This window comes from Achromobacter sp. 1014246743 (assembly GCF_059760725.1).
In genome coordinates, this window is the sequence record NZ_JCBANA010000010.1 from 1 (window position 1) to 20,245 (window position 20,245).

The 20,245-nt window shown below is 65.7% G+C and carries 16 protein-coding genes and 1 other RNA gene; 15 read left to right on the forward strand and 2 right to left on the reverse strand.

The window, feature by feature from the left end; translation table 11 throughout:
- The first annotated feature begins 211 nt into the window (after nucleotides 1–211).
- Nucleotides 212–577 (forward strand): DUF4870 family protein, encoded by a 366-nt coding sequence (locus AC6LJ2_RS06275; protein WP_445658185.1) that lies wholly within the window; start codon nucleotides 212–214, stop codon nucleotides 575–577.
- Nucleotides 578–1,094: 517 nt separating this feature from the next.
- Here the strand turns inward: AC6LJ2_RS06275 and AC6LJ2_RS06280 are convergent.
- Entirely contained in the window at nucleotides 1,095–1,373 is a 279-nt protein-coding gene (locus AC6LJ2_RS06280; RefSeq protein WP_006217453.1) for an SWIB/MDM2 domain-containing protein, read from the reverse strand.
- A 147-nt stretch (nucleotides 1,374–1,520) separates the two neighbouring features.
- On the opposite strand from AC6LJ2_RS06280, the gene AC6LJ2_RS06285 reads away from it, so the two are divergent.
- Nucleotides 1,521–2,714: a M20 aminoacylase family protein gene (locus tag AC6LJ2_RS06285; RefSeq protein ID WP_025136617.1), complete on the forward strand. Its 1,194-nt coding sequence runs from the start codon at nucleotides 1,521–1,523 to the stop codon at nucleotides 2,712–2,714.
- 10 nt (nucleotides 2,715–2,724) lie between these two features.
- Entirely contained in the window at nucleotides 2,725–3,789 is a 1,065-nt protein-coding gene (gene pyrC / locus AC6LJ2_RS06290) for a dihydroorotase (protein ID WP_263913833.1), read from the forward strand.
- A gap of 67 nt (nucleotides 3,790–3,856) precedes the next feature.
- On the opposite strand, the gene AC6LJ2_RS06295 is transcribed toward pyrC, so the two are convergent.
- On the reverse strand, nucleotides 3,857–5,680 hold the full coding sequence (locus AC6LJ2_RS06295; RefSeq protein WP_263913834.1) for an ATP-binding cassette domain-containing protein: 1,824 nt from the start codon (nucleotides 5,678–5,680) through the stop codon (nucleotides 3,857–3,859).
- A 117-nt stretch (nucleotides 5,681–5,797) separates the two neighbouring features.
- Between AC6LJ2_RS06295 and rnpB the strand changes: the two genes are divergently transcribed.
- From rnpB to AC6LJ2_RS06355, 12 genes are all read left to right on the forward strand, one after another.
- An RNA gene (rnpB, locus tag AC6LJ2_RS06300) (RNase P RNA component class A) lies at nucleotides 5,798–6,203 on the forward strand.
- A 323-nt stretch (nucleotides 6,204–6,526) separates the two neighbouring features.
- Nucleotides 6,527–6,955 carry a division/cell wall cluster transcriptional repressor MraZ gene (mraZ, locus tag AC6LJ2_RS06305; RefSeq protein WP_006226256.1) on the forward strand — a complete coding sequence of 143 codons (429 nt, stop codon included), beginning with the start codon at nucleotides 6,527–6,529 and terminating at the stop codon, nucleotides 6,953–6,955.
- A 7-nt stretch (nucleotides 6,956–6,962) separates the two neighbouring features.
- Nucleotides 6,963–8,060, forward strand: coding sequence for a 16S rRNA (cytosine(1402)-N(4))-methyltransferase RsmH (rsmH, locus tag AC6LJ2_RS06310; RefSeq protein ID WP_263913835.1), 1,098 nt, complete (start codon nucleotides 6,963–6,965; stop codon nucleotides 8,058–8,060).
- Nucleotides 8,060–8,350, forward strand: a complete 291-nt coding sequence (gene ftsL / locus AC6LJ2_RS06315; protein WP_498151031.1) for a cell division protein FtsL — start codon at nucleotides 8,060–8,062, stop codon at nucleotides 8,348–8,350. The genes rsmH and ftsL overlap by 1 nt, the downstream gene beginning before the upstream one ends.
- A complete protein-coding gene (locus AC6LJ2_RS06320) occupies nucleotides 8,347–10,074 on the forward strand; it encodes a peptidoglycan D,D-transpeptidase FtsI family protein (protein WP_263913837.1) in 1,728 nt (575 codons plus the stop codon). Before ftsL ends, AC6LJ2_RS06320 begins: the two co-directional genes overlap by 4 nt.
- Entirely contained in the window at nucleotides 10,071–12,935 is a 2,865-nt protein-coding gene (gene murF, locus AC6LJ2_RS06325; RefSeq protein ID WP_498151032.1) for a bifunctional UDP-N-acetylmuramoyl-L-alanyl-D-glutamate--2,6-diaminopimelate ligase MurE/UDP-N-acetylmuramoyl-tripeptide--D-alanyl-D-alanine ligase MurF, read from the forward strand. Before AC6LJ2_RS06320 ends, murF begins: the two co-directional genes overlap by 4 nt.
- On the forward strand, nucleotides 12,925–14,094 hold the full coding sequence (gene mraY, locus AC6LJ2_RS06330) for a phospho-N-acetylmuramoyl-pentapeptide-transferase (protein ID WP_498151033.1): 1,170 nt from the start codon (nucleotides 12,925–12,927) through the stop codon (nucleotides 14,092–14,094). The genes murF and mraY overlap by 11 nt, the downstream gene beginning before the upstream one ends.
- A complete protein-coding gene (gene murD, locus AC6LJ2_RS06335; protein ID WP_498151034.1) occupies nucleotides 14,091–15,623 on the forward strand; it encodes a UDP-N-acetylmuramoyl-L-alanine--D-glutamate ligase in 1,533 nt (510 codons plus the stop codon). Before mraY ends, murD begins: the two co-directional genes overlap by 4 nt.
- On the forward strand, nucleotides 15,620–16,813 hold the full coding sequence (gene ftsW, locus AC6LJ2_RS06340) for a putative lipid II flippase FtsW (protein ID WP_263913840.1): 1,194 nt from the start codon (nucleotides 15,620–15,622) through the stop codon (nucleotides 16,811–16,813). The genes murD and ftsW overlap by 4 nt, the downstream gene beginning before the upstream one ends.
- Nucleotides 16,810–17,889: an undecaprenyldiphospho-muramoylpentapeptide beta-N-acetylglucosaminyltransferase gene (gene murG / locus AC6LJ2_RS06345; protein ID WP_263913841.1), complete on the forward strand. Its 1,080-nt coding sequence runs from the start codon at nucleotides 16,810–16,812 to the stop codon at nucleotides 17,887–17,889. The genes ftsW and murG overlap by 4 nt, the downstream gene beginning before the upstream one ends.
- Nucleotides 17,886–19,292, forward strand: a complete 1,407-nt coding sequence (gene murC, locus AC6LJ2_RS06350; RefSeq protein WP_263913842.1) for a UDP-N-acetylmuramate--L-alanine ligase — start codon at nucleotides 17,886–17,888, stop codon at nucleotides 19,290–19,292. The genes murG and murC overlap by 4 nt, the downstream gene beginning before the upstream one ends.
- Nucleotides 19,289–20,239, forward strand: a complete 951-nt coding sequence (locus tag AC6LJ2_RS06355) for a D-alanine--D-alanine ligase (protein ID WP_445658191.1) — start codon at nucleotides 19,289–19,291, stop codon at nucleotides 20,237–20,239. The genes murC and AC6LJ2_RS06355 overlap by 4 nt, the downstream gene beginning before the upstream one ends.
- The last annotated feature ends 6 nt before the right edge of the window (nucleotides 20,240–20,245 follow it).

The following is a 20,245-nucleotide window of genomic DNA, read 5'->3' on the forward strand; positions in this document are numbered from 1 at the left end:
GCCCAGGGGCTTTTGTTTGGGCGTCGGGGCTTTGAATGCGTTGGCTAGGGCAGGCTGGACAGCCTGGCGGCGGGCCTGAAAATGAATGCCTGACGGAGCCGTCAACAGGGCTGCAAGCCGCGTCAATGCTGATTGTGCCCAATTAACAACGCTCGTGGGCCCAATGGTATTGTGCGGTAAGATTGACCGAGTCAATTGTTGGAGCGTAATCGTGAGTGATACCCAGACCCCCGCGCCCGGTACGGCATTAGACCTGCGCACGCTGACCCATGTGGCCTATGGCTTGTTTGCCTTGGGCTTTCTGACCAGTGGCTTCCTGGGCATTGCTACGCTGGCTGCCGTCGTGCTGATGTACCTGAAGCGTTCGGATGCCGCTGGCACCGTTTACGCTGCCCATTTCGACTGGCTGCTGCGGACCTTTTGGTGGGCTCTGCTGTGGTTGGCCATCAGCGGCCTGGCGCTGGTGATCTATATCGGCTGGATCGGCGTGGTCGCCACGGTTGTCTGGGGCCTGTACCGCCTGATCAAGGGCTGGCTGTCGCTGTTGGAAGGCACTGCACCGACCACCTACGCCTGAACGTACAGCGTTCCCTGGAAAGGCCGGCATGCGCCGGCCTTTTTTATTTCCAGGGTCCATAAGCGCAGCAAGAACAAGGGCGATATGGACAGACAGGCGACCCGAGCGCACTTGAACGCGATGGGAGCCTGGGAGGGAGTGTTCACCTGGAGATATTGACGAGCTTTCGCTCGCTTTCGGATCGGCGTGCATGCGCGTAGCAGCCGCCTCACTGCCGGCGCTGCGGCTGAGCGAAACCCATCAAGCGTGCGGCATGAACGGCCGTCGAGCACATGGTGCGCAGGGCTAAGGAGCGCGCGAGGTGTGTGCGACTCACATGCGCAGGCACCGAAGCGTAGGTCGTGCGTGGGAATTCTGGCCGTGCCCATCGCGGGTATGGGTCTGGCGGCGCTAGGCGGACAGCCTGTGCGGAACTGCTGTGGGCGGTAGGTGCCGGAAGTCGAGTCCGCCCGGCGTTCAAGCCAGGGCGTCGCGACAGTATCGAGGCAGGGACGTACGACGTACGCCCTTTGCCTGCTTACTTCAGATGTGCGTTGACCAGCTTGGTCAGTTCGAACATCGTGACCTGATCCTTGCCAAAGATCGGGCGCAGCTTGGCATCGGCGTTGATGTTGCGCTTGTTGCTGGCGTCTTGCAGGTTGTGCTTCTTGATGTATTCCCAGATCTTCTTGGTGACCTCGGTGCGCGGCACGGCTTCCGAACCGATCACAGCCGCCAATTCGGCGCTGGGAGTCAGGGGCTTCATGAATGCAGCGTTCGGCTTGCGCGCGGTCGCGGGTTTGGAGGTTGTGGCCATAATGCGGCGCTCCTTCTCTGGCTGTTGGAAAAATTGTCCTGCGGCCGGAGCATAACGTGTCTCTCCCGTAAAGACAAAGGCATTTATCCTCTGTAGCAACTAAAATGTCCGGACCGTCCCCCATCCCACGTCATTCTGTAACCTCCTATGTACGCACGTTCTCCTTTGGAATCAATTCGCCTCTTTCATGACGAATTGACGGCGCTGCGGCGCGATTTGCACGCCCATCCGGAATTGGGCTTTGAAGAAGTTCGGACCTCCGGGATCGTCGCGGGTGCGCTGGAGGCGCTGGGAATCGAGGTACACCGCGGCATCGGCAAGACCGGTGTGGTGGGCGTGATCCGCGGCAAACGTTGCGACAGCGGCCGGATGATCGGCCTGCGCGCGGACATGGATGCCTTGCCCATGACCGAAGACAACGACTTCGGCCACAAGTCCACCAAGCCTGGCCTGATGCACGGCTGCGGCCACGACGGCCATACGGCGGTGCTGATCGGTGCGGCCAAGTACCTGGCTCAGACGCGTAATTTCGACGGCACGGCGGTACTGATCTTCCAGCCGGCCGAAGAAGGGCGCGGTGGCGCGAAAGCCATGCTCGAGGATGGGTTATTCGATACGTTTCCGTGTGACGCGATCTACGCCCTGCACAACTGGCCGGGCCTGAAGCCAGGCACCATCGGCATCAATCCGGGGCCGATGATGGCGGCGGCCGATCGCTTCGAGATCCAGATTACCGGCCGCGGCGGCCACGGCGCGCATCCCTATCAGACCATCGACCCGGTGACCATCGCGGGCCAGATCATCACGGCATTGCAGACCATCGTGTCGCGCAACGTCAATCCGCTGGATTCCGCGGTGGTGTCGATCGGCTCGATGCAGGCGGGGCATCCCGGTGCGATGAGCGTGATTCCGCGTGAAGCCAAGCTGGTGGGTACGGTACGCACGTTCCGCAAGTCGGTGCAGGAAATGGTCGAGACGCGTATGCGCGAATTGGTCACTGCCATTGCCGGCGCGTTCGGCGGGACGGCCGAACTGATCTATGAGCGCATCTATCCCGCGACCCTGAACACGCCGCAGCACGCCAATCTTGTCGCCGACATTGCCACCGAGATGATCGGCAAGGAGAACGTCGTGCGGGACCTGGTGCCGTCGATGGGTTCGGAAGATTTTTCCTTCATGTTGCAGAGCAAGCCCGGCGCGTATTTCCGGCTGGGGCAGGGCGGGGCCGATTCCGGCTGCGTGCTGCACAACTCGCATTTTGATTTCAACGATGCCGTCATTCCCCTGGGCAGCGCGATGTTCTGCGCGTTGGCCGAACGGGGCATGCCGCTGGCAGATTAAGAAGCTTCCCATGTCTACGCAAACACCCCAGCAACTGATCATCACCCGCCCCGACGACTGGCATCTGCACCTGCGCGATGGCGCGGCGCTGGAGGCCGTGGTGGCGGACACCGCCAGGCAATTCGCCCGCGCCATCATCATGCCGAACCTGAAGCCGCCGGTGACCACCACCGAACAGGCGCTTGCTTACCGCGGCCGCATCCTGGCCGCGCTGACCAAAGCGGGCGGCAACGCCGACGCGTTCACGCCGCTGATGACGCTGTACCTGACCGACAACACCTCGGCCGAAGAAATCTATCGCGCGCACGAGTCCGGCCAGGTCTACGCCGTCAAGCTGTATCCGGCGGGCGCGACCACCAATTCCGATGCCGGCGTGACCGACCTGCTGGGCAAGTGTGCCAAGGCGCTGGAAGCGCTGGAAAAATGCGGCATGCCGCTATTGGTGCATGGTGAGGTGACCGATCCGTCGATCGACGTGTTCGACCGCGAAGCGATCTTCGTGGAGCGCGTAATGAAGCCGTTGCGCCGCGCATTCCCGGCGCTCAAGGTGGTGTTCGAGCACATCACGACCAAGGAAGGCGCGGAATATGTGCGCGACGCCGAAGGTCCGATCGCCGCGACGATCACGCCGCAGCACATGCTGTACAACCGCAACGCCATTTTCCAGGGCGGCGTGCGGCCGCACTGGTATTGCCTGCCGATCCTCAAGCGTGAAACGCACCGCCTGGCGTTGGTCGAAGCCGCGACCAGCGGCAGCCCGCGGTTCTTCCTGGGTACGGATAGCGCGCCGCATGCCCGCGGCCTGAAGGAGCATGCCTGCGGCTGCGCCGGCTGCTACACCGCGCTGCACGCCATGGAGCTGTACGCCACGGCGTTCGAGGCCGTTGGCAAGCTGGACAAGCTGGAAGGGTTCGCCAGCTTCCATGGCCCGGACTTCTATGGTCTGCCGCGCAACACCGGCACCCTGACGCTGGTGCGCGAGACCTACGAGATTCCGGATGAAGTGCCGTTCGGCAATACGGCGCTGGTGCCGCTGGCCGCGGGAGAAACCCTGGCCTGGCGCGCCGCAGTCTGATCGCGGGCGGCCTCGCCGCCCATCCATGACATGCCACTATCTATATATATAGATAGTGGCAATGTCTTCAGAGGGCGCCTTCGCGGCGCGCCTCCAGCAGTTCCCAGCGGGCGAATTTTTCTTCGAGCTCGCTTTCGAGCTTGGACAGTTCGCCGTTGATGCGTTCGACTTCGGCCGGGGCATCGCGGTACAGGCTGCCGTCGGCCAGCTTGCCGGCCAGTTCGGCCTGCCTGGCCTCGAGCGCGGCGATGGCCTCGGGCAGGCCTTCCAGTTCGCGCAATTCCCATGAGTTCATCTTGGCGGTCTTGGCCGGCTTGGGCTTGGCGGCCTTGGCGCGCGCCGCGGCTTCGTCGGCAGCCTTGATGGCCTTTTCGGCGTCTTCGCCGTTCGCCGATGCCGGGCGCTGGGCAACCCATTCGTCATAGCCGCCCACGTAGTCGCGCCAGCGGCCGTGACCTTCGTAGGCGATGGTCTGCGTCACGACGTTGTTCAGGAAGGCGCGATCGTGGCTGACCAGCAGGACGGTGCCGGAATATTCCTGCAGCAGTTCTTCCAGCAGTTCCAGCGTTTCGATGTCCAGGTCGTTGGTGGGTTCGTCCAGCACCAGGACGTTGGCGGGGCGGGCGAACAGGCGCGCCAGTAGCAGCCGGGCGCGCTCGCCGCCTGACAGGCTGCGCACGGGCGAGCCGGCGCGGGCGGGCGAGAACAGGAAGTCGCCCAGGTAGCTCATGACGTGCTTGCGCGTGCCGCCGATCTCGACCCACTCGCTGCCCGGGCTGATGATGTCGACCAAGGTGGCGTTTTCATCGAGCTGAGCGCGCATCTGGTCGAAGTAGGCGACCGAGACATTGGTACCCAGCCGGGTCTTGCCGCTGTCGGGCTGCATTTCGCCCAGGATGAGTTTGAGCAGAGTGGTCTTGCCGGCGCCGTTGGGCCCGACGATGCCGATGCGGTCGCCACGCAGCAGCGTAGTGGAGTAGTCGTCCACCACGATCTTGTCGCCAAAGCGCTTGCTGACGTGTTCCAGCTCGGCCACCATCTTGCCCGAACGTTGGCCTTCGGCCAGCGCCAGCGACACGTCGCCGACGCGTTCACGGCGCTCGGCGCGTTCGACACGCAGGCGTTCCAGGCGGCGCACGCGACCCTCGTTGCGGGTGCGGCGTGCTTCCACGCCTTTGCGGATCCAGACTTCTTCCTGGGCCAGCAGCTTGTCGAAGCGCGCCTGCTCCAGGCGTTCGGACTCCAGCCACTGCGCCTTGCGTTCCTGCCATTGCGAGAAATTGCCGGGGAAGCTGAGCAGGCGTCCGCGATCGAGTTCGACGATGCGGGTGGCCACCGAGTCCAGGAAGCGGCGGTCGTGGGTGATGATGACCGCCGCGCCCTTCCAGGTGCGCAGCATCTCTTCCAGCCAGGCGATGCCTTCGAAGTCGAGATGGTTGGTGGGTTCGTCCAGCAGCAGCAGATCGGGTTCGTCGACCAGCGCACGCGCCAGCGCGACGCGCTTGCGGGTGCCGCCGGACAGGCCAGCGATCTGGGCGTCCGCGGGCAGGCCCAGTTTTTCGAGCACCGAGCGCACGCGTGACGGGCGTTGCCAGTCTTCGTGGTCGTCGCCCAGGTTGCAGACGACGTCAAAGACCGTGGCGTTTTCGTCGAGCTCCGGTTCCTGTTCGACCGTGGCGACGCGCAGGCCCGACGTACGGGCAATGTCGCCGTCGTCGGGCAGGGTGCGACCGTCGAGCAGGCGAAGCAGGGAAGACTTGCCGGCGCCGTTGCGGCCGATGAGGCCGATGCGCTCGCCGGCCTGGATGGCGAAGTCGGCGTGGTCCAGCAGTGGGTGGTGGCCGTAGGCCAGCTGGATGTCGGTCAGGGTGATGAGAGTTGCGAGGGCCATGTAGTAGTCGTGTCTGCTGCGTCTAGGCGGATCAAGCGCTATTGTCGCAGGAACCCCGCCGGGTCGTTTGGCCCCTCTGGGGGACAGGCTCGCAACCTGTACTAGAATACGCACCGCAAGGCGGGTTGGGCGATCGCGGTGGATGCGAATCCATCGAGGAAGGTCCGGACTCCATAGGGCAGGGTAACGGCTAACGGCCGTCCGGCTGCGTCTTCGGACGCGGACGAGGAACAGGACCACAGAGACGAGTCTGCGGGGCGGGCGCGCCAGTCGCGCACTGATACGGCCATCTCCGTATTGCGCCGGTCGGCAACGATCGGCGGCATCGCAGGGTGAAACGCGGCAACCTCTACCCGGAGCAACATCAAATAGGCATGCGTGCGGCTTTCGGGTCGCGAAGGGCGGCTCCGTCCAAGCATGCGGGTAGGTGGCTACAGCGGCTCAGCAATGATCCGCGCAGAGGAATGATTGCCCGCCAGGGAAACCTGGCGTACAGAATCCGGCCTATAGACCCGTCTTGCATTGAATTTCTCCATCCGTGCGGCGTGGGCGGCTTTTTTTCAAAGCCCGAATCGCGGCAGCCGGCGCGGAACGCCCGCCAGTCTTCGACCAGCGGGCCAGGTAAAACAATGCAAAGGCATCGTTAGCCGCCACTTCTTAAGAAGCACTTTTAGTTAGTGACGCAACCTCCTGATTTAATGGGAGGTTTTTCTTTTTGCGCATTTACAAGTTGCTCTAAGTCCTTGTTGTGATTGAAAAAATTGCAACCGCGCGCTTGACCGCCCCATTGCCATACCGTAGAGTGGGAAATAGTAGGAAATTGTGCAATTAAGTGGGGTAAAAGTGGTGTTTCAGGGAAGCAGCGCGCTCACGCTGGATGCCAAGGGACGGATCTCGATTCCGACCCGGCATCGTGACGCGCTGATGTCGCAGGCGGACGGCCGCCTGACCCTGACCCGCCACCCAGACGGCTGCCTGCTGGTGTACCCGCGGCCCGAGTGGGAAAAGAAGCGCGAGCAGATTGCCGCCTTTCCCATGACGGCTCGCGCGTTGCAGCGGCTGTTGCTGGGCAACGCTCAGGACGTGGAACTGGACGGCTCCGGCCGCGTCCTGATCGCGCCTGAACTGCGCAACGCTTCCGGTATGACGCGCGATGTGATGCTGCTCGGTCTGGGCGCTCATTTCGAGCTGTGGGATGCCGCTACCCTGGCAAGCCGAGAGGCTGAAGACCTGGCCAAGGGTATGCCGGATGTGTTGAATCAGTTTTCGTTCTGAAAAAGTTATGGAATTCGAACATCGGCCCGTCCTGCTGGAGCCGACGGTGGACGCGCTGTTGCTGGCCGATTTCGGCGGCAAGGGCGCGACCCGGTCGCACCTCCAGGACGAGCCGGCCGCGGCTACGCGGGCGGAACGTGGCGTCTTTGTGGACGGCACGTTCGGACGCGGCGGTCACAGCCGGGAGTTGCTCAGCCGCCTCGGGGCGGGGGCGCGGCTGGTGGTGTTCGACAAGGACCCCGAGGCCATCGCGGTCGCCAATGCGTTGGCGGCGGCAGATTCCCGGGTGACGGTGGTGCATGGGGGCTTTGCCACCATGGCCGAAGAATTAGGGCAGCTCGGCATCGACAAGGTCGATGGCGTGATGCTGGATCTGGGCGTGTCGTCGCCTCAGATCGACGATGCCGAGCGCGGTTTCTCGTTCATGCGGGACGGCCCGCTCGACATGCGGATGGACACCACTCGTGGACCCACGGTGGCGGATTGGCTGGCGCAAGCCAGTGTGGATGAGATGCGGGAGGTCATAGCGGATTATGGCGAAGAACGGTTTGCTTTTCAGGTTGCAAAGGCGATTGCTGCTCGCCGCGCAACAAGGCCGCTGCGCACCACGCTCGAGCTTGCCGAGTGCGTCGCCAGCGCCGTCCGCACGCGCGAAAAGGGGCAGCATCCGGCCACACGCACCTTTCAAGCTCTACGGATTTACATCAATCGGGAACTCGAAGAGCTCGCGCGCACCCTCGCGTCAGCTTTAGATCTGCTTGCCCCAGGGGGGAGGTTGGCGGTGATCAGCTTTCATTCGCTTGAAGACCGCATGGTCAAGCAGTGCATCGCGGCGGCGGCTCGTCCGGCGGCCGCGCATGCACGCCTGCCGCTGCGCGAAAGCGAAATGCCCCAGCCTGTGTTGCGTTCCCTGGGACGCGTGTTGGCCGAAGACGACGAAGTCTCGGTCAATGCGCGTGCCCGCTCGGCGGTGCTGCGCGTCGCCGAGCGTACCGATACCCCGTTGTCCGCCGAAGGTGGCGCCGCGTTCGTCAAGATCGGTTCGCTGCCGGGCAGCGACCTGGCCCCGCCGCCTCGCCGCGGTGGCAAAGGAGGGCGCCGCTGATGGGTCGCGTCAACCTGATCGTTGCGGCTTTACTGATGCTGTCGGCCATTTCCCTGGTCACCAGCCGGTATCAGTCGCGCCAGCTCTTTGTCGAGCTGGGCCGCGATCAGGCGCAGGCACGTGACCTGGAAACCAACTGGCGGCGCCTGCAACTGGAACGTGCCGAACTGGCGCGTAACGCGCGGGTCGACCTGATTGCGCGTGACAACCTGAAGATGATTCCCATCGTTCCGGATCGCACGCTGTACCTGAATCAGGCCCCGGTGCCGACCAGCGGAGGCGCCCAATGAAGCGCGTTCCGTTCTTCGACAATCCGGTGCTGCGCGGTCAGTTGCCGACCTGGCGCGCCCGCCTGGTGCTGATCCTGCTGTTCGGCGGTTTTACCGTGCTGGCCGGCCGCGCCCTGTTCCTGCAAGGCCTCTCCAACGAATTCCTGCAGCAGCAAGGCGAGCGCCGCTACGAGCGCACGCTGACACTGTCCGCTACGCGCGGCAAGATCATGGACCGTAACGGCGCCGTGCTGGCCTCGAGCGTGCCGGCGCGGGCCATCTGGGCCATTCCCGAAGATCTGAAGCAGGCCACGCCTGCGCAGCTGGACTCCCTGGCCAAGTTGCTGGAATCCCCGGTTGCCGATCTGCGCCGCCGGGTCGAGGAAGACAAGAACTTCGTCTACCTGAAGCGTCAGGTCTCGATGGATGTGGCCGACAAGATCAAGCAGCTGGGCCTGCCCGGCGTGCACCAGCAGCCCGAGACCCGCCGCTACTATCCGGACGGCGACGTGATGGCGCACGTGGTCGGGTTCAATAGCGTCGAAGACCAGGGCCAGGAAGGCGTCGAACTGACCTTCAACCAGCAGTTGTCGGGCCGCCCGGGCAGCCGCCGCGTCATCAAGGATCGCCTGGGTCGCGTCATCGAAGACGTGCAGGCCGTGACGCTGCCGGTCGATGGTCGCGACCTGCGCCTGTCCATCGATACCCGCCTGCAGTACCTGGTGTTCAAGGAACTGAAGGACGCCATGGACAAGCACCAGGCCAAGGGCGCAACCGCCGTGGTCGTCGACGTGCACACCGGCGAGATCCTGGCGCTGGCCAATGTGCCGACGTTCGATCCGAACAAGCGCGAGACCTTCCACGGTGCCAACCTGCGCAATCAGGCCATCACCGACACGTTCGAGCCCGGCTCGATCATGAAGCCCTTCACTGCCGCGCTGGCGCTGGATCTGGGCCGCATCACCACGAACACCCTGTTTGAAACCGGCAATGGCCGCTTTACCTACCAGGGCAGCACCATCAGCGACGTGAGCCGCAACGGCACGCTGGATGTGGCGGGCGTGCTGCGCAAGTCCAGCAATATCGGCATGACGATGATCTCCGAGAAGCTGGAATCCCGCGAAATGTGGGACCGCTTCACCGAGTTGGGCCTGGGGCAAGCGCCGCAAGTGGGATTCCCCGGCGCGGCGCCCGGTCGCCTGCGCCCCTGGGACCGCTGGCGCCTGATCGAAAAGGCCACCATGGCCTATGGCTACGGCCTGTCTGTGTCGCTGCTGCAGGTGGCGCGCGCCTACACCGTGTTCGCCCGCAACGGCGACATGGTCTCGCTGACCCTGGTCAAGCGCGACAGCGATCCGACCAGCGTCAAGATCTACACGCCCAAGACCACTGCCCTGGTCCGCGGCATGCTGGAAGCGGCTGCCGGACCCGATGGCACGAAGGCCGCCCAGGTGCAGGGCTACCGCGTGGCCGGCAAGAGCGGCACCGCTCGCAAGATCGTCGATGGCAAGTACAGCATGCAGCGCTATCGCAGCTCGTACGTGGGCTTTGCGCCGGTGTCCGATCCCAAGATCGTCGTGGCGGTGTCCATCGACGAGCCCACGGTCGGCGGTTACTACGGCGGCGCGATTGCCGCACCCGTGTTCTCCCATATTGTCGGCGGGAGTCTGCGGTTGATGGGCGTGAGGCCGGACGCGCCCTTCGAATCCACTATTGTTGCCGGTATCAAGGAGCCAGGCAGATGAGCGCCAAAGGCTTCCTCTCATCCCCCGCCGCCACGGTCGAACAAGCCGTGGCGTGGTTGCATTCGCGCGTGTCGTTGACCGCGCACCTGAAACTGGACTCCCGCGAGATCGAACCGGGCGACGTGTTCGTCGCCTGCCAGGGCCTGTCCAGCGATGGCCGCCTCTATATAGAGAAGGCCTTGGCGCTGGGCGCCAGCGCGGTACTGTTCGAAGCGCCCGCCACCGAGGCCATCGAGGCCGCCGCCGCAGCGGGCGATACGCCCATGTTGCCGGTCACGGGCCTGCGCGCCCTGCTGGGCGAGTTGGGCGACACCTGGTATGGCCGCCCCTCGTCGGCGTTGGCCGTGGTAGCCGTCACCGGCACCAACGGCAAGACGTCGTCGGTACAGTGGATTGCTCATGCGCTGGGCCGCAACGACAAGCCTTGTGGCACCATCGGCACCCTGGGCGCCGTGCTGCCGGATGGCCGCACGCTGGGTGGCAGCCTGACCACCCCCGACGTGCTGACCGTGCACCGCCTGCTGGCGGCGATGCGCGACGCCGGCGCCAAGGCGGTGGCCATGGAGGCCTCTTCCATCGGCATCGAACAGGGCCGCATGGATGGCGTGCGCGTGGCGTTGGCCGCGTACACCAACCTGACCCGCGATCATCTTGATTACCACGGCACGATGGAAAGCTACGAGGCCGCCAAGGCCCGTCTGTTCCGCTGGCCTGGCCTGAATGCCGCCGTGGTGAACGCGGACGACGAAGCCGGACGCCGCCTGATCGCCTCGCTGCCGGCCGACGTATCGGTCATGGGCTACAGCCTGAGCGCGGACGCCGCAATTCCCGCCGCGATGCGCGCGCGGGATCTGCAGGCGACCGCCCAAGGCCAGATATTCACGCTGGTGTCACCGCATGGCGAGGCGCAGATCGTGACGCGCCTCTTGGGGGCGCACAACGTGTCCAACCTGCTGCTGGTGGCCGGCGTGCTGTACAAGCTGGGCCTGCCGTTTGCGCAGATTGCACGTGAATTGGCCGCGACCGATCCGGTCGATGGCCGTCTGCAGACCGTGGAACCCGTCGTCTCCAGCACCCAGGCCAATGCCGGGCGCGGGGCGCTGGTGGTGGTGGACTACGCCCACACGCCGGACGCGTTGGCGCGCGCGCTGACTGCCTTGCGCCCGGTGGCGCAGGCGCGCGCCGGTCGCCTCATCTGCCTGTTCGGCTGCGGTGGCGAGCGCGATCCGGGCAAGCGTCCGGAAATGGGCCGCATCGCCGCGGAATTGTCTGACCACGTGGTGGTTTCCAGCGACAATCCCCGTTCCGAATCCCCTGACGCCATCGTGGCGCAGATCCTGGCCGGCATTCCGGCGTCGGCAGGCGCTGACGTGCAGGTCGACCGCGCCCGCGCCATCATGCAGACCATCTGGGCGAGTTCGCCCGAAGATGTGGTGCTGCTGGCGGGCAAGGGCCACGAGACCTACCAGGACATCGGTGGCGAAAAGCTGCCCTTCGACGACCGCGAGTGGGCCCGCCTGGCGCTGCTCTTGCCGCTGGTGAAGGGCGTGTCCACGGACACCCGCCGCATCGGCGCAGGCGAATTGTTCGTGGCGCTGGTGGGCGACAACTTCGATGCGCACAACTACCTGGACCAGGCTGCCGAGCGCGGCGCCTGCGCGGCCGTGGTGGCGCATGCCGTGCCGGAATCGAATCTGCCGCAACTGGTGCTGGGCGACACTCGCCTGGCGCTGATGCGCATTGGCGCCGCCTGGCGCGCCCAGTACACGCTGCCGGTGGTGGCGGTGACGGGCAGCAATGGCAAGACGACCACCAAGGAAATGATTTCCGCCATGCTGGCGGGCTGGAAGGGCGAGGCGACCCGTCTGGCCACTGCGGGCAACCTGAACAACGATATCGGCGTGCCGCTGACGTTGTTGCGCCTGCGGTCCGAGCATCGCGCCGCGGTGTTCGAACTGGGCATGAATCATCCGGGCGAGATCGCGCAGCTGGCTGCCATCGCCGCGCCCAGCGTGGCGTTGGTGACCAATGCGCAGCGCGAGCACCAGGAATTCATGCACACCGTGGAAGCGGTGGCATATGAAAACGGCGCGGCCATCGCGGCCTTGCCCGACGACGGCGTGGCGGTGTACCCCGGCGACGAGCCTTATGCGGCCATCTGGGACAAGCTGGCCGCGCCGCGCCGCGTGCTGCGCTTTGGCCTGCAGCCCGGCCTGGACGTCTATGCGGAACAGATCCTGGCGGACGTCGATTCGACGCGCTGCCGCGTGGTGACGCCGGTGGGCGCCGCCGACCTGACGTTGCCGGTGCCCGGCCTGCACAACCTGCGCAATGCCCTGGCCGCCATCGCCAGCGCCATCGCTGCGGGGGCGCCGCTGGACGTCGCCGTGCGCGCGCTGGCCGGGTTCAGCCCCGTGGCGGGCCGTATGCAGTACAAGAAATTGAGTGACGGAACGTTGCTCATTGATGACACCTACAATGCCAACCCCGATTCGGTTCGCGTCGCCATTGATGTGCTGGCGCGCATCGGCGGCACCCGCGTCCTGGTACTGGGCGACATGGGTGAGGTCGGGGACAACGGCCCCGCCATGCATGTCGAGGTGGGCAATTACGCGCGCGAGCATGGGCTCGACGCGCTCATCACGCTAGGCGAAGCCAGCCGGGCGGCAGCCGCCGCCTACGGTTCGGGCGCGCACGCCTGCGCATCGGTAGACGAAGTCGTTGCCGCGTTGCGCGGCCTGCGCGCGTCCTGCGTATTGATAAAGGGATCGCGCTTTATGCGCATGGAGCGGGTAGTGACGGCTTTTACTTCGACTGACGGGCAAGTGTCCAAGGGGCAGGGAGACCACCATGCTGCTTGAGATCGCCCGTCTGCTTTCCGATGATGTGCGCGTCTTGGGCGTGTTCGAATACATCACGCTGCGCGCGGTGCTGGCTTGCGCCACGGCCTTGTTGATCGGCCTGGTGGCGGGGCCTCGCGTGATTCGCAAGCTGACCGAAATGAAGATCGGCCAGGCCGTGCGTTCGTACGGCCCCGAGACGCATCTGGTCAAGACCGGCACCCCCACCATGGGCGGCGTGCTGATCCTGATTTCCATCGCCATCAGCACGCTGTTGTGGGCCGATTGGACCAACCGCTTCGTGTGGGTGGTGCTGCTGGTGACCTTCGGCTTCGGCTGGATCGGCTGGATGGACGATTACCGCAAGGTGGTCTACCGCGATCCGGAAGGCATGCCGGCACGGCAGAAGTTCTTCTGGCAAGCCACCATCGGCCTGGTGGCCGCGGTCTACCTGGCATTCGCCGTGTCCGCGCCGGCCAATACCGAACTGTGGCCGCTCTTCAAGGCCTGGGTGGGCAGCGGCTTCACGATGGCGCTGCCGACGCGCGCCGACCTGATCGTGCCGTTCTTCAAGACCGTCAGCTATCCGCTGGGCGTGCTGGGCTTTGTTGCGCTGACCTGGGCCGTGATCGTGGGCACCAGCAACGCCGTCAACCTGACCGATGGCCTGGACGGCCTGGCGATCATGCCCACCGTGATGGTCGGCAGCGCGCTGGGCATCTTCGCCTACGTCGTTGGACGCGTCGACTATTCGAAGTACTTGTTGTTCCCGTATATCCCGGGCGCATCCGAACTGATGGTGCTGTGCGCCGCGATCGGCGGCGCCGGCCTGGCATTTTTGTGGTTCAACGCGTATCCGGCGCAGGTCTTCATGGGCGACGTCGGTGCATTGGCTCTGGGCGGTGCGCTGGGCACCATCGCGGTCATCGTGCGCCAGGAGATCGTGCTGTTCATCATGGGCGGCGTGTTCGTGGTCGAGACCCTGTCGGTGATGATCCAGGTGACCTGGTTCAAGTACACGAAGCGACGTTATGGAACAGGTCGACGCATATTCCGCATGGCGCCGCTGCATCATCACTTTGAAGTGGGCGGCTGGAAAGAAACCCAGGTGGTCGTGCGTTTCTGGATCATCAGCATGATGCTGGTGCTGATTGGCCTCTCTACCCTGAAGTTGCGATGAATACGATGGAAACCTCCCGCGCTGACGCGCCGCTCGTCCTGATCCTCGGATTGGGCGAGTCGGGTGTCGCCGCCGCTCGCTGGAGCGCCCGACAGGGCGCCCGCCTGCGCGTGGCCGACACGCGCGCAGCGCCGGGCGGCCTGCCGGCGCTGCAGGAAGCGCTGGCGCAGGCAGAGGTCGAATACCGTCTGGGTTGCGACACCTCGTTCGACGTCGCTCTGCTGGACGACGTGAACCAGGTCGTGATCAGCCCGGGCCTGGCGCCCACCGGTGCGCCGGCCGAAGACCTGCTGCGCGAGGCCAAGGCTCGTGGCATCGAAGTCATCGGTGAAATGGAACTGTTCGCCCGCGCCTTGGCCGAATTGGCCGAGACCCGCGAATACCGTCCCCGCGTGCTGGCCGTGACCGGCACCAACGGCAAGACCACCGTCACCGCCCTGACGCGCGACCTGGTGCAAGCCAGCGGCCTGTCCGTGCTGGCTGCCGGCAATATCAGCCCGGCCGCGCTGACCGCGTTGATGGGGGCGCTGGATGCCGACGAACTGCCGCAGGTGTGGGTGCTGGAGTTCTCCAGCTTCCAGCTGGGAACCACGCATACGCTGATGGCCGACGCGGCCGTCGTGCTGAACGTCACGCAAGACCATCTGGACTGGCACGGCGACATGGACGCCTATGCCCAGGCCAAGGCGCGCCTCTTGAAGATGGCGCGCGTGGCCATCGTCAATCGCGAAGATCCTTATACGGCCGCCATGGTGCCGACGCTGGATGCGCTGAACGCGCGCAGTTTCGGCCGCGACGTGCCCGAGCGCGTGGGCGACATGGGCCTGGAACAGGGCCAGGGCGTGGCCTGGCTGGTTGCCGCCGAGCCGGTCGACTTCGACGAGCCGGTCGCGCCCGTGCGCCGCAAGAAAGACGCGCCGGAGCCCGTGCGTGCCAAGGGCCGCATGAGCCGCCTGATGCCGGTGGATGCGCTGCGTATCCGCGGCATCCACAACGCCTTGAATGCCCTGGCCGCGCTGCAACTGGCGCGTTGCCTGGACCTGGGCTGGGGCGCCATGCTGCGTGCGCTGCGCGACTACGCGGGCGAGCCGCATCGGGCCGCCTTCGTGCGCAACATCGGCGGCGTGGACTACATCAACGACAGCAAGGGCACCAACGTGGGCGCCACCGTGGCCGCGCTGGAAGGCCTGGGTCAGCCCGTGGTGCTGATCGCCGGCGGCCTGGGCAAGGGCCAGGATTTCTCGCCCTTGGTTCCGGTCGTCTCGCGCCATGCGCGCGCTGTCGTGCTGATCGGCCAGGATGGCCCCGAGATCGGCCGCGTGCTGGCTGAAACCGGCGTCGACTGCATCCAGGCCGCTTCCCTGCACGAGGCCGTGCGCCGCGCCGCCGATCTGGCGCAAGCCGGCGACGCGGTGCTGTTGTCGCCCGCCTGCGCCAGCATGGACATGTTCCGCAACTATCCGCACCGCGGGCAGGTGTTCGTGGAAGAGGTCGAAGACCTGGCCCGCGACCGTGGAGAGGTGGCATGAGCCTGATCGCCGATCTCACCGCCAGCGTCAACGCCGTACGGCCCGGCCGTACCCGCATGCGCAACTTCGATCTGCCGCTGGTCATCGCGGCTTCGACGTTGCTGCTGCTCGGCTTGCTGATGGTGTATTCGGCGTCGATCGCGCTGGCCGACGGCCCGCGCTATGCCTCGTATGGCCGCTATTACTTCGTGATCCGTCACGGCCTGTTCGTCAGCGCCGGCCTGCTGGCCGCCGCGATCGTGCTGGCCATTCCCATCCGCGTCTGGCAACGGCTGGCCGTGCCGCTGTTCGTGGTGGCGATGGTGCTGCTGGTGGCCGTGCTGGTGCCCGGCATCGGCCGTGAAGTCAATGGCGCCCATCGCTGGATTCCCCTGGGTCCGCTGAATTTCCAGCCGTCCGAACTGATGAAGCTGGCCGCACTGCTGTACGCCGCCGACTACACCGTGCGCAAGCAGGAACACATGCAGGCCTTTGCCCGCGGCTTTTTGCCGATGGCGTTTGCGCTGGCCGGCGTGGGCATGCTGCTGCTGCTCGAGCCCGACCTGGGCGCCTTCATGGTGATCGTGGCCATTGCCATCGGCATCCTGTTCCTGGGCGGCATCAACGGCAAGTACTTCAGCAGCCTGCTGGCGGTGCTGGTCAGTACCTTCCTGATGCTGATCTGGCTGTCGCCGTGGCGCCGTGCGCGCCTGTTCGCCTACCTGGACCCCTGGAACGAAGACAACGCCTACGGCAGCGCGTATCAGCTGTCGCACTCGCTGATCGCGCTGGGGCGCGGCGAATGGTTGGGCGTGGGCCTGGGCGCCAGCGTCGAAAAATTGCACTACCTGCCCGAAGCGCACACCGACTTCCTGATGGCGGTGGTGGGCGAAGAACTCGGTTTTGCCGGCGTGATGCTGGTGATCTCGCTGTTCGCCATCATCGTATATCGCGGCTTTGACATCGGCCGCCAGGCCATCGCCATGGAACGCACCTTCGCGGGCCTGGTAGCGCATGGCGTGGCGATGTGGTTCGGCGTGCAGGCCTTCATCAACATGGGCGTGTGCCTGGGGCTGTTGCCCACCAAGGGCCTGACCCTGCCGCTGATGAGCTACGGCGGTTCGGGCGTGGTGATGAATCTGTGCGCCCTGGCCATGCTGATCCGGGTGGACGTCGAAAACCGCATCATGATGCGCGGGGGGCGGACATGAGCGCCACGCCCCGCACCATCCTGATCATGGCCGGCGGCACCGGCGGCCACATCATGCCCGGCCTGGCCGTGGCCGATGTGCTGCGCCAGCGCGGCTGGCGCGTGCTGTGGCTGGGCAATCCCGACAAGATGGAAGGCAAGCTGGTGCCGCCACGCGGCATCGAGCTCGTGCCGCTGCGCTTTGCCGGCGTGCGCGGCAAGGGCGCTGCCGCGCTGCTCAAGCTGCCGTTCCTGCTGGTGCGCGCGTTTGCGCAGGCGTGGGGACGGCTGTCCGCGGTGCGCCCCGACGTCGTGCTGGGCATGGGCGGCTATGTCGCCTTTCCCGGCGGGGTCATCGCGGCGCTGCGCGGCACGCCGCTGGTAGTGCACGAACAGAACGCCGTGGCCGGCACCGCCAACAAGTGGCTGGCCCGCATGGCCCGCCGCGTGCTCAGCGGCTTTCCCGGCGTGCTGCCCAAGGGCGAAGCCATGGGTAATCCGGTACGCGCCGACCTGTGCGCCTTGCCCGATCCGGCCCAGCGCTACAGCGGCCGCAGCGGTGCGCTGCGGGTGCTGGTGGTGGGCGGCAGCCTGGGCGCCCAGGCATTGAATACCGCCGTACCCCAGGCGCTGGCGCGCCTGCCGCAAGACCGTCGGCCGGTGGTCGTGCACCAGGCTGGCGAACAACATTTGCCGGCGCTGCAGCAGGCCTACGCCCAGGCGGGCGTGACGGCCGACTGCCGCGCTTTCATCGACGACATGGCCGGCGCCATGGGCGACGCCGACCTGCTGATCTGCCGCGCGGGCGCCATGACGGTGTCCGAAGTGGCCGCAGCGGGCGTGGCGGCACTGTTCGTGCCGTTCCCCCATGCCATCGATGACCACCAAACCGCCAACGCGCGCTTCCTGAGCGACGCGCAGGCCGCCTGGCTGCAGCCGCAGAACGCCTTGAGCCCCGAATGGCTGGCGGACTGGCTGGGCCAGCGCACTCGTCAAGAACTTCAGGCTGTCGCCGAACGGGCCCGCGCGCATGCGCACCCCGAAGCGGCGGCCCATATCGCCGACGTCTGTGAACAAGCAGCGGGGCGTTCATCATGAAACACAGAATTCAACATATCCATTTCGTAGGCATCGGCGGCTCGGGCATGAGCGGCATTGCCGAGGTGTTGCTCAACCTGGGCTACACCATCAGCGGTTCCGACCTGAACGAGTCGGCCGTGACGCGCCGCCTGGCGGGCCTGGGCGTGAACATCGCCATCGGCCACGTCGCCAGCAACGTCACCGGTGCGGGCGCGATCGTCACGTCGACCGCGGTGGCGGGCGACAACCCCGAGGTCATTGCGGCGCGCGCCGCGCGCATCCCGGTGGTGCCGCGCGCCATCATGCTGGCCGAACTGATGCGCTTGAAGCGTGGCATTGCGGTGGCCGGCACGCACGGCAAGACCACCACGACCAGCCTGGTGGCCAGCATCCTGGCCGCGGGTGACCTGGACCCGACCTTCGTGATCGGCGGCCGGCTGAATTCCGCCGGCGCCAATGCGAGGCTGGGGCAGGGCGACTACATCGTGGTCGAAGCCGACGAATCCGATGCTTCGTTCCTGAACTTGCTGCCGGTGATGGCCATCGTGACCAACATCGATGCGGATCACATGGACACCTACGGCCATGACGTGGCGCGGCTGAAGAGCGCGTTCATCGAGTTCACGCAGCGCCTGCCGTTCTACGGCAGCGCCGTGCTGTGCACCGACGACGCCAACGTGCGCGAGATCATGCCATTCGTGTCGCGCCCCATCACCTCGTACGGCCTGAACGACGAGGCCATGGTGCGCGGCTACGAAGTGCAGCCGGAAGGCACGCGCATGCGCTTCAACGTGCAGCGCAGCCATCGCGAAACGCTGCTGCCGCCGCTGCAGGTGGTGTTGAACCTGCCGGGCCTGCATAACGTGCGCAACGCGCTGGCGGCGATTGCCGTGGCGACCGAGCTGGGTGTGTCCGACGAAGCCATCTGCGACGCATTGGCCTCGTTCAAGGGCGTGGGCCGGCGGTTCACGCAGACCGGCGAATTCCCCGTGCCTGCTTCGCATGGCGGCGGCACGTTCACGGTGATCGACGACTACGGCCACCACCCGGTCGAGATGGCCGCCACTTTGGCGGCCGCCCGCGGCGCCTGGCCGGACCGCCGCATCGTGCTGGCGTTCCAACCGCACCGCTACACGCGTACGCGCGATTGCTTTGAAGATTTTGTGCGCGTGCTGGGTACGGCCGATGCCGTGCTGCTGACCGAAGTCTATTCCGCAGGCGAACCGCCGCTGGTGGCTGCCGATGGCCGCGCCTTGTCGCGCGCCTTGCGCGTGGCCGGCAAGGTCGAGCCTGTCTTTGTCGAAGACGTCGCCGACCTGCCGCAAGCCGTGGTGGATTTCGTACGCGACGGCGACGTGGTGATTGTTATGGGAGCGGGTTCGATCAGCAAGGTCCCCGCCCAAGTTGGAGAATTGGCATGAGCGCGAAATTCGGCAAGGTAGGCGTGTTGTACGGCGGTCGTTCCGCCGAACGCGAGGTGTCCCTGATGTCCGGGGCCGGCGTGCACCAGGCGCTGCTCAGCGCCGGCGTCGACGCGCACCTGTTCGACACCGGCGAGCGCAGCCTGGCCGAACTGGCCAGCCAGGGCTTTGATCGCGTGTTCATCGCGCTGCACGGTCGCTACGGCGAAGACGGCTCGATCCAGGGCGCCCTGGAACTCCTGGGCATTCCTTACACCGGCAGCGGCCCGCTGGCCTCGGCACTGGCCATGGACAAGACCATGACCAAACGCGTCTGGCTGCAGCAGGGCCTGCCGACGCCGCAATTCGAATTGCTGGACGCCGACACCGAGTTGCGCCTGGTGCCTGACCGGCTGAGCCTGCCGCTGATCATCAAACCGCCGCATGAAGGCTCGACCGTGGGCATCACCAAGGTGGTGGGCTATTCCGACATGAAGGAAGCCTACGCGCTGGCCGCCAAGTTCGACGCCGAAGTGCTGGCCGAACAGTTCATCCAGGGCCGCGAGCTGACCGTGGCGGTGCTGGGTGGCGGCAAGACCGCGCGCGCACTGCCGGTCATCGAGATCGCCGCGCCCGGTGGCAACTACGACTACGAGCACAAGTATTTCTCGGACGACACGCAGTATTTCTGCCCGGCCACGCTGCCGCCAGCGGTGGCGGAAGAAGTCGCCGACGTCGCCGTGCGCGCCTACCGCGCGCTGGGCTGCGAAGGCTGGGGTCGCGCCGACTTCATCCTGGATGCCGACAACCGCCCCTGGCTGCTGGAAATGAATACTTCGCCCGGCATGACGAGCCATTCGCTGGTTCCCATGGCCGCCCGCGCCACGGGGATGAGCTACGCCGATCTGTGCGTGGCGATCCTGGCCGACGCTTCGTGCAAAGTGCACAGCATCGCTCGCAACGCTTGACCTGGA

Coding starts and splice junctions, on each gene's coding strand:
- AC6LJ2_RS06280 (WP_006217453.1), bottom strand. CDS start 1,373: ATGGCCACAACCTCCAAACCCGCGACCGCGCGCAAGCCGAACGCTGCA.
- AC6LJ2_RS06285 (WP_025136617.1), top strand. CDS start 1,521: ATGTACGCACGTTCTCCTTTGGAATCAATTCGCCTCTTTCATGACGAA.
- pyrC (WP_263913833.1), top strand. CDS start 2,725: ATGTCTACGCAAACACCCCAGCAACTGATCATCACCCGCCCCGACGAC.
- AC6LJ2_RS06295 (WP_263913834.1), bottom strand. CDS start 5,680: ATGGCCCTCGCAACTCTCATCACCCTGACCGACATCCAGCTGGCCTAC.
- rsmH (WP_263913835.1), top strand. CDS start 6,963: ATGGAATTCGAACATCGGCCCGTCCTGCTGGAGCCGACGGTGGACGCG.
- ftsL (WP_498151031.1), top strand. CDS start 8,060: ATGGGTCGCGTCAACCTGATCGTTGCGGCTTTACTGATGCTGTCGGCC.
- AC6LJ2_RS06320 (WP_263913837.1), top strand. CDS start 8,347: ATGAAGCGCGTTCCGTTCTTCGACAATCCGGTGCTGCGCGGTCAGTTG.
- murF (WP_498151032.1), top strand. CDS start 10,071: ATGAGCGCCAAAGGCTTCCTCTCATCCCCCGCCGCCACGGTCGAACAA.
- mraY (WP_498151033.1), top strand. CDS start 12,925: ATGCTGCTTGAGATCGCCCGTCTGCTTTCCGATGATGTGCGCGTCTTG.
- murD (WP_498151034.1), top strand. CDS start 14,091: ATGAATACGATGGAAACCTCCCGCGCTGACGCGCCGCTCGTCCTGATC.
- ftsW (WP_263913840.1), top strand. CDS start 15,620: ATGAGCCTGATCGCCGATCTCACCGCCAGCGTCAACGCCGTACGGCCC.
- murG (WP_263913841.1), top strand. CDS start 16,810: ATGAGCGCCACGCCCCGCACCATCCTGATCATGGCCGGCGGCACCGGC.
- murC (WP_263913842.1), top strand. CDS start 17,886: ATGAAACACAGAATTCAACATATCCATTTCGTAGGCATCGGCGGCTCG.
- AC6LJ2_RS06355 (WP_445658191.1), top strand. CDS start 19,289: ATGAGCGCGAAATTCGGCAAGGTAGGCGTGTTGTACGGCGGTCGTTCC.